We start from the raw sequence: 7,554 nt of genomic DNA, 5'->3' as shown, positions 1-7,554 counted from the left end.
AGCTTGGTGACGGAGCCGGGTGCGGGGCCGCCGCTTTCGCGCACGATGCCCATGTCGAGGAGGCCGTAGACGGTGACGTTGGTCTGAGCGGCGACCGAGCCAGAGAGTGCGCCCAGGACGGCAAGCGTGAGTAGCGATTTCTTCATGTTGGTTTTCTCCTATAGGTGCTTCGTTCAAGTGTTCTCCGGCGACCGGCCTGCGTGCCCTTCGCCGAACATCTAGGTCCTTCTGGCGATGAAACTAACTGCCTTCTTCTTCCAAAGTTCGCCTAGTTTCCATTGGCAATCTCTTGCCGATGACTCTTTCGGGATCGCGTCGCTTGAAGGCGATCCGCCTGTTTTCTACGCCGCCTGTCCGGCGCGCCGGCCGGCGTCCGCGTTGCGGCGATCGATATGGCTCTGCAGATTGTTCTGCTTGAAATTGAGCGCCGCATCCAGCTCCTGGACTTCGAGCGACAGACCCAGCGGCATGCTTGCGTACTGCCTTTCCAGCAAGCGGCACAGCTCGGCGAACATCGCCTCGCCGATCTGCGTCTTCGTCTGCAAGTTGCGTCCCGCCGCAATGCGAATGACGACATGGACAAAGGCATTGTCGGGATGGCCGTCGCCGATGCGGTATTGGTCCACCGATTGCAGCCGCGTGCGGATCGCTCCCTCGGCAAACATGCCGGTGTTGACCGCGGCGCAATGGACGCCGGTCAGCAGCAAGGGAAGATCGAGCTTGCCTTCCAGATTCGAAGAGTGTTCAACCCAAATGTGCGGCATGGTCTGTCTCCTGGTACAGGCAGGACCGCCTGTTCTGCTCGCCGTCTTCCTCCTCTGCTCTTTGCGGGCGGAGCGATTACATGGAAGTCACGCAGCGAACCGTGTTCGTTTATTTTTAATGTCACACATCATACAAATTTATTTTTATGAACACAACAGAAGTTTTCCGAGTTGATTCTTTTTTGCATCATTTTTGTCGGGATTCGGCCTGATACCTCAGGCGGTACCAGTAATAAAAGTTTGCCTATTCACGCCTTTTGGCTGGAAATCTCTTGAAAAATAGGCTTTTCTTCTTGAGCGAAGCTGGCTTGGCGCGTCAGTATGCCCCAAATGTCGCCAATTCCTGGCAATTGGACCATTGCGCTTTTGGTTTCATGAATAATTACGCTGAAGCCGGCCGACGAAAGTTTTTGTGTGTTTTTGACCGAATCAAAGTAAAGTTAGAGTCGGACGTCTTACAAAAAAAGATCTTTGCAAACATCTGGGGAGTTTCAGTGTCAAGAATTCGAATCGCAGTCATTGGTGCAGGCATGGCATTCGCGCCTCATGCGAAAAGCCTGCAGGAGCTGGCTTCCGAATTGGAAGTCGCTTGCGTGGTGGCCAGGTCTGCTGCGGCCCGGGAGAGTGTGCGTGCCACTTATGGTTTCCCGGTTGCGGAATCCGTGGAGCAGGTCTGGAATGATCGATCCATCGAGGCCGTCATGATCCTGACGCCGCCCAACACGCATCTTGAGCTGGTGCGTGCCGCGGCGGAAGCTGGAAAGCATGTGCTGCTCGAAAAGCCTCTGGACGTTTCGATCGACAGGGCGCGCGCTCTTGTAGCGGCCTGCGAGCAGAACAAGGTCATGCTCGGCGTCGTGCTGCAGCACCGGTTCCGCGAGTCCGCGCTTGCATTGCGCAGCGCGCTGCAGCAGGGTGAGCTTGGGGAGATCGTGTCGATCTCGATACAGATTCCCTGGTGGCGTCCGCAAAGCTATTACGATGTTCCCGGACGCGGCAGCAAGGCTCGAGACGGGGGAGGGGTGCTGCTGACGCAGGCGATCCATACCATCGATCTTGCGCTCAGCCTCGCCGGTGACGTGAACAGCGTCTATGCGCATGCGGTGACCTCGGCGGTCCACCGCATGGAAACGGAAGATCTGGTTGCAGCGGTGCTGCATTTCAGCAGTGGAGCCGTCGGCAGCCTGCACGCGACTACGGCATGCTATCCGGGCTTTCCGGAGCAGATCCGGATCATCGGTTCCAAAGGATCGGCCTGTCTCGAAGGCGATGCGCTCCAGATCCGGCTGATGGACGGCACCCAGCGTGATTCGGGCGCGCCTTCGGTGCTCGGTGGCGGAGCCGACCCCATGGCATTCTCGAACGCGACCCATCGCGAACTGATTCGCAGCTTTGTTGCGTCCGTGCGCTCCGGCGCTGCCCCGTCGCCTGACGGAAGGGATGCGCTTCGTGTTCAATGCCTGATCGAATCCATTCTGGAGTCGTCGGCCGCCGGCGCGCCGGTGGCCGTTCCTGTGCACTGATCAATTTGCGGCGCCTGCGGATTTGCAGGCAGGCGCCGTCTCCTCTTGTGCCGCTACGGCACCCGCGCACTCTTGTCCGCCATCTTTCACGGCGCGGATGGGGCTTGATGCGTCCACCTCAACCTGTATGACGTTGCAAGCGGGTAATCTTGTTATCTGCGGCCATATCCATTTCGAGTGATGTACGTGAATTTGTAAGCATATGAAATAAAAGAAAAAATTGTTTCAAATGGGGAGAATCCTGCGGCTTTCATCAAACATCGTGCGAGAAATGATTGAACGTCATACATTTATTTCGTAAGATGTAAGACAAGATGGCTGCCATAGGTGTCAGATGGCTGGCGCAGCCATCCCATCCCATTCCAAGGACATGTGCCGTCGGTCTTGCGCCGGGCCCAAGAGCCAATGCTTATGGCCGTCCAAGACCAGAATCTATGAGGAGACGAGTGTGAAACGACGCAGTTTTGTAATTTCCATGCTTTCGCCGTTGGCGCTGGCAGCTTGCGGTGGCAGCAACGGCGATGCGGAGGCCCTGGCCACCACGCCTGTAACACCCAATCCCACACCCCCGAATACAACCAAGACCGCAGCAGCGTCCGCGCTCAAGCGTGCCGCCGCCTACATGGACGAGAAAGTGTCCTACCGTGGCGGCTATGTCTGGTCCTATTCGCCCGACCTGACGCAGACCTTTGGCGAGATGGAGGCCAAGCGCACGATGTGCTGGATACAGCCTCCCGGCACGCCTTCCGTCGGCCACGTCTATCTCGATGCCTACCACGCCACAGGCGACGAGCGTTTCTACGACGCCGCCGTTCGCACCGCGCTGGCCGTCGTTCAGGCCCAGCATCCTTCGGGCGGCTGGAATTATATCTACGACTTCGCGGGCGAGGAGTCGCTCAAGCACTGGTACGACACCATCGGCAAGAACGGCTGGCGCCTGGAGGAATTCCAGCACTACTACGGCAATGCCACCTTCGACGATGCCGGCACCGCCGTCGCATCGCAGCTGATGCTGCGCATGTACCTGGAGAAGAAGGACGAGCGCTTCCTGGCGCCCTTGCAGAAAGCCATTGCCTTCATGGTGAACGCGCAGTTCGGCCCGGAGTACGGCGTTGCCGACGGCGGATGGCCGCAGCGCTTCCCGCATTTCCCCGGTTCCGTCAGCCAGATGCCTCGCCCGAATTCCGAGCAGCTGCCGGCCGGTTCGAAGTCAGGAATGGATGACGGCGACTATACCCTGCATGTCACTTTCAATGATGACGTCATGGGCGAGAACATCAAGTTCCTGACCATGTGCGTGGTTGCGCTGGGCCGCACCGACCTGATTCCGAACATCCGCCGCGCGATGGACTGCATGCAGCGCATGCAGTGGACGTCGGCCAACGGCCTGCAGTCGGGCTGGAGCCTGCAGCATCTGTCGCGCGAAACCGATGGACGTCCGGCCGGTTCCCCGGCGGGCGCGCGCAGCTACGAGCCGCGTTCGCTGGCGACCCATACCACGCAAACCAACATCCAGCAGCTGTTCAACTACTTCCAGCTGACCGGCGACCGGAAATACCTGGCCAACATTCCCAAGGCCATCGCCTGGCTGAAGACCTGCACCCTGCCGTCGAATGCTGTACAGCTGAACCCCTTGCTGAGCGGCCGCACGCATCCGACCTTCGTCGAACTGGAAACCAACGATGCGCTCTACGTCCATCGCTACGGCTCCAACATCCACAACGGCGCCTATTACTACAACAAGGACATCACCAATACGCCCAGCCACTATTCGGCCGGACGTGCGGTCGACATCGCGGCGCTGGAAAAGAAGTATAACGAGCTCAATTCCATGAGCAGCACGGCGGTAGCCGACCTGGTCGCCAGATCCCCGCTCAGCGTGAAGACGACGGCGGCGCTGCCGAAGTACTTCTCGATCCGCGAAGTGGATTTCCCGGATCTCTTCACTGGCGCCAAGATGGCCACGCCGACGGTACCGGAAACCGAAGTCAACCAGCTGATTTCCGATCTGGGCACCAAGGACTACTGGACTTCGCCGGTTGCGGAGATCGTCAATCCGTATCGCGGCGACGGTCCGGCGGCGCCGTACACCGGCACTGCCTATCAGAGCAAGCACGTGGGCGACATCTACGACACCTCGCCTTATCCCGCTGACAATCCTCCCGAGATCGTTCCTTACGTCAAGCGCGACAAGCCGCAGTTCATCGTCACCTCCGAGTTCATCAGGAGAATGGGCAGGCTGATTGCATTTGTTTCGCCTGTTGCTTAAGCATTCCACTGAGGTCCGGGGTCCGTTTCGGCGGAGCCCGGACCTGTGTTCAGATTGCTTTCATGCTGTTGTATCCCATTCTTACCCCTGCCCGAGGTCATCATACAGATTGACCTTATTTCTTTGAAGAAATATGATGTCTCCGTCAGCAGGGCCGCCGCGGAGTTTTCCGGCACTTTCCCTGACAAAGAAGCGGCGCATGGTTCGCATGCTGAATACGCCGTCATAACAATGAGGAAGACAATGCGCACCCAACATCGATACGCGGGAACAGGATCGCGCCTGACAAGGATTTTTCTGTCCCGATTTCAAAGCCTGAAAATTTTCCCCAAGCTGCTGCTGTCCTTCCTGGTCGTGCTTGCATTGACGGTGTTTCTCAGCCTCTTCTCAATGACTCAGCTGCACAAGGTCAACCAGACCGCCATCGAGCTCGAATCCCGCTGGCTGCCCTCGGTGCGGACCCTGCTTGAAATCAAGGCCGGCATGGCGCAGCTTCGCGCCGAAGAAATGGAGCACATCCTGGCAAATGACGAGGTGAAAATGCGCACCCATCAGATGCGCATGGGCGACCTGATTCAAAAGCTTGCCGCCGCCCGCGCCGAATATGAAAAGCTGCCGATCACTGCGCAAGAGCGTGCCATTTATGAAGAGGTCGTCAAGCTCTGGGATGAGTTCAAGGCCGAGCATGACAATGTCATTTCGCTGTCCGCGCAAAACAAGAAGGATGAAGCCGTCATCTTCAATCGAGGGTCGCTGACCCGTCTCTATGGCGAGATGCGCGAGCATATCGATTCGATGGTGCAACTGGGCATGCGCAACAGCGTCGCCGCCAGCCGCGCCGGCAGCAAGGTGTATGAAGATTCGCAGGTATGGGTGGCCGCGATGCTGACCGGCACGGTGATCCTCGGCCTGCTGTTCGCATTCGCCATCGCCAGGCTGGTATCCCGTCCGCTGCAGCAGGCGGTCAGCGTTGCGCGCAAGGTGGCCGGCGGCGACCTGAGAACCGAAATCGTGCAGACCTCCGCCGATGAAACCGGCCAGCTCATGGCAGCCCTGAAGGACATGAACGATGCGCTCAAGCGGATTGTCAGCGAGGTGCGTGCCAGCAGCGATGCCATCGCCGCAAGCTCGAGCGAGATTGCCACGGGCAATGCCGACCTGTCGTCGAGAACCGAGCAGCAGGCCGGCTCTCTCGAAGAAACGGCGGCATCGATCGAGGAATTGACCGCCACCGTGAAGCAGAATGCGGAAAACGCAAACCAGGCCAACCAGCTTGCCTCGGCCGCTTCGTCCATCGCGGAGCAGGGCGGCAAGGTCGTGACGCAGGTGGTAGCCACCATGGGGGAAATCGATGCATCGGCGAAAAAGATCGTCGACATCATCGGCGTCATTGACGGCATTGCCTTCCAGACCAACATTCTTGCGCTGAATGCCGCGGTGGAAGCAGCGCGGGCCGGCGAGCAGGGAAGGGGATTCGCGGTGGTCGCGTCCGAAGTGCGCAGCCTTGCCCAGCGCTCGGCCACCGCCGCCCACGAGATCAAGGCCCTGATCGGCGATTCGGTCAACAAGGTTGCCGCCGGCTCGCGTCTCGTCAATCAGGCGGGTGCAACCATGACCGAGGTTGTCGCCAGCGTGCAGCGCGTGGGCACCATCGTCGCCGAAATCAGCACGGCCAGCCAGGAGCAAAGTCAGGGCATACAGCAAATCGGGCATTCGATGTCCGAAATGGATGAAATGACGCAGCAGAATGCAGCTCTCGTCGAAGAGGCGGGCGCCGCCGCCGAAGCCCTGGAATCGCAGACCAGAAAAATGGCCGACCTGGTGCGCATCTTCAAGCTGCAGGATCAGGCCGGCGAGGAACCCGCTGTCCATGACGCTGATACATCCGCCGTTTTGCATGTGCAGCATGTGCAGCCCGCAGCAAGGAGGCTGGGCCTGACAAGCTAGCGCCGGCTGCGGAAGGGCGTTCAGGACGGACGCCTTCCGGCCCCTGACACTCTGAGCCCAAATCACCACTCATCACTACCAAAGATCTTGTTTGCGGAAATGTTCACGCCGGCCCAGTGTGTCGGCTATCTCGCCTTTATTCTCGGTGTGGGGTCGTTCCTGCAGCGAAGCGACAAGGCATTCAAATTGATGATGGCGGGCGAGTGTATCACTTACGCGGTGCACTTCGCCCTGCTCGGCAACATGACGGCTGTCAGCAGCACGCTGGTTTCGACGCTGAGATCGGTTCTTTCCCTCTATACCCGGTCACGCTGGGTCGTCCTGTTGATCATCGTGCTCAATATCGGCCTGGGGCTGCGGTTTGCAACCGGATGGCTGGCCTGGCTGCCCTTGACCGCGTCATGTATCGGCACGATTGCGCTCTTCATGCTCAACGGCATCGCCATGCGTGCGCTCATGCTCGTCGGTTCCCTATTGTGGGTGGCCAATAACATCGCGAGCGGGTCAATCGGGGGCACGGCGCTCGAGCTTGTGATCATTGTCGTCAACCTGTTCACCATGTTAAGAATGCATGCCGAACAGGCCGCGCATGCTCGTAACGCGAAGTTGGAGAAGGGTAAAACATCTTACAAATAAGCAGTTATCAAGCTGCCTGCGGCGGACATGGTTTACCGATTTGGCAATTACGCAGCTAAACAGTCGAAAAAGCGCATCAAACGGGTAAGGCGATCAGATCTTTTCTTCGTTATATGCTACTGGCGGAGAACACATCATCGGAAATAAGAGCTTGTAATAAGCGAAAATAATTATTCCAACATCATACATCTTACATATATAATCCAACCTTCACGGGTTCAGCGTGCTTGTCGCAGCAAGACAGAGAACCCGACAGCGGCGCTATCACCAACTATCAAAAACATTCATGGAGACTCGAGCATGAGCATCGCATTCCAGACATTCAAACGCACCGCCCTGGCCGTGGCCCTGGCCGCAGCGGCCCTCACCGGCCACGCCAAGGACTTCCGTTCCGCCGACGTCCATCCCAACGACT

Annotated in this window: 6 protein-coding genes; 4 read left to right on the top strand and 2 right to left on the bottom strand. The window is 58.4% G+C overall.

What is annotated here, in order from left to right; all coding sequences use genetic code 11:
- A partial coding sequence (locus tag IGW03_RS36895; RefSeq protein WP_194727354.1) for a porin occupies nt 1-146 on the bottom strand: 146 nt, incomplete at its 3' end.
- Nucleotides 147-341: 195 nt separating this feature from the next.
- Nucleotides 342-764 (bottom strand): 5-carboxymethyl-2-hydroxymuconate isomerase, encoded by a 423-nt coding sequence (locus IGW03_RS36890; RefSeq protein WP_194727353.1) that lies wholly within the window; start codon nt 762-764, stop codon nt 342-344.
- A gap of 494 nt (nt 765-1,258) precedes the next feature.
- Between IGW03_RS36890 and IGW03_RS36885 the strand changes: the two genes are divergently transcribed.
- The 4 genes from IGW03_RS36885 to IGW03_RS36870 all read left to right on the top strand — a co-directional run bounded on the left by IGW03_RS36885 (nt 1,259) and on the right by IGW03_RS36870 (nt 7,139).
- A complete protein-coding gene (locus IGW03_RS36885) occupies nt 1,259-2,287 on the top strand; it encodes a Gfo/Idh/MocA family protein (protein ID WP_194727352.1) in 1,029 nt (342 codons plus the stop codon).
- A gap of 448 nt (nt 2,288-2,735) precedes the next feature.
- The gene (locus IGW03_RS36880) at nt 2,736-4,556 is read left to right on the top strand and encodes a pectate lyase (RefSeq protein WP_194727351.1); all 1,821 of its coding nucleotides are present in this window, start codon (nt 2,736-2,738) and stop codon (nt 4,554-4,556) included.
- A gap of 243 nt (nt 4,557-4,799) precedes the next feature.
- Nucleotides 4,800-6,503: a methyl-accepting chemotaxis protein gene (locus tag IGW03_RS39010; protein ID WP_323745071.1), complete on the top strand. Its 1,704-nt coding sequence runs from the start codon at nt 4,800-4,802 to the stop codon at nt 6,501-6,503.
- 87 nt (nt 6,504-6,590) lie between these two features.
- Entirely contained in the window at nt 6,591-7,139 is a 549-nt protein-coding gene (locus tag IGW03_RS36870; RefSeq protein WP_228536337.1) for a YgjV family protein, read from the top strand.
- Nucleotides 7,140-7,554 lie beyond the last annotated feature (415 nt).

The organism is Noviherbaspirillum malthae, from assembly GCF_015352985.1.
GTDB lineage: Bacteria > Pseudomonadota > Gammaproteobacteria > Burkholderiales > Burkholderiaceae_D > Noviherbaspirillum > Noviherbaspirillum malthae.
The sequence above is the reverse complement of the archived record's forward strand: the minus strand, read 5'-3'. Positions and strand labels throughout refer to the sequence as shown.